The 1,105-nt window shown below is 57.3% G+C and carries 2 protein-coding genes and 1 tRNA gene; all 3 read right to left on the bottom strand.

What is annotated here, in order from left to right:
• Window positions 1-216 precede the first annotated feature (216 nt).
• Entirely contained in the window at window positions 217-396 is a 180-nt protein-coding gene (locus tag NKI19_RS33010; RefSeq protein WP_502899381.1) for a GIY-YIG nuclease family protein, read from the bottom strand.
• Window positions 397-582: 186 nt separating this feature from the next.
• A tRNA-Ser gene (locus NKI19_RS32725) sits at window positions 583-673 on the bottom strand.
• On the bottom strand, window positions 635-1,105 hold a 471-nt coding region (locus tag NKI19_RS32730), incomplete at its 5' end, for a hypothetical protein (RefSeq protein ID WP_352951296.1). The genes NKI19_RS32730 and NKI19_RS32725, both read right to left, overlap by 39 nt.

Genomic DNA, 1,105 nt, shown 5'->3' on the forward strand with positions numbered 1-1,105 from the left:
GAATCGAACGAAAGAGCGGAATTGGCACCGTGTGTTTCTGTCGTAAGTAGCTGATATTGCGTTATTATTTGGGAAAACCGCTGATTATTGCACGATCGCGTGAGGAGCGGCAGATGGGTCACCAAAGGCGTTTGCTGGCAAAAGCATGCGCGGAACCGGATTTGAGATAACGCTCGAATGAGGTCGCCTTGGCTTGGTTCGAGAAGGCGATGCAGGTCACGATCCGCCATGGCAGGAATTTGGAGGTATGGCGGGATTTTCGGCGTTATGCTCGGCGATCCGTCGCTTCAGGTCCGAGGTCACACCGATATAGCGCTCGCCTCCCGCAGTCTTGCTTTCCAGCAGATATACGTACCACACGAACCGGCCCTCCCTCGCCAACGCATTGGAGTGCATCCTCCTTCGCAAGGAGGAATATGCCAACCGCGATTGTGCAAGCGTTCCAAGAGGTTGCGGCCCTCCTTCGCTACGGCTTCGGAGGGCATCCTGCTTCGCGCGGAGAGGGGATTCGCTGGACTTGTCCTGCGAAGCGCACAGCGCGAAGCAGGATGGCCTGCCACCCGAAGCCCGCAGGGTGTAGGGTGGCGGAGAGGATGGGATTCGAACCCACGAGAAGCTTTTGACCTCTACTCCCTTAGCAGGGGAGCGCCTTCGACCACTCGGCCACCTCTCCGTTGCGCCGGTGGATAAAGAAAAGCGCCGGCACAATCAACAAGCCGGCGCTATTATCCTTGAAAAATCGACCCTTTGCCAAGGTGCGGCCCAGCGATGTGTCGATTCTGCGGCAATTCCCTGGTTCGCGACTCGGGCCAAGGTCACATTTCGGGCCGACCGTCGCCGGAATCCGCCGTTTGCAACGGCTTGCGGAGGGCCATTGGTTAACGGGAGCTTTCGGAGTGAGGCCAAATCGTGTCATTTGTGCAACAACGCTGGGGGATAGCGCCAAGACAAACCTTTTGCCGGTACGATCGTGGTTGAACGCCGCCGTCTCATGGGTAATGTCGGATTTGAAGGAGCGGCGCGGTGCGCATCTTTTTCGGTAGTGGGGATGGGGCAGGGAACGCTGTCCTTCAGCAAAGAATACCCAGACCCGTTTTTTAACTTT

Origin of the sequence: Mesorhizobium sp. M0751 (assembly GCF_040320265.1) — a bacterium.
Taxonomy (GTDB): Bacteria; Pseudomonadota; Alphaproteobacteria; order Rhizobiales; family Rhizobiaceae; genus Mesorhizobium.

What these genes read in the sequence shown, in the direction of transcription:
- NKI19_RS33010 (WP_502899381.1), bottom strand. Translation starts at nt 396, where the DNA reads ATGCACTCCAATGCGTTGGCGAGGGAGGGCCGGTTCGTGTGGTACGTA.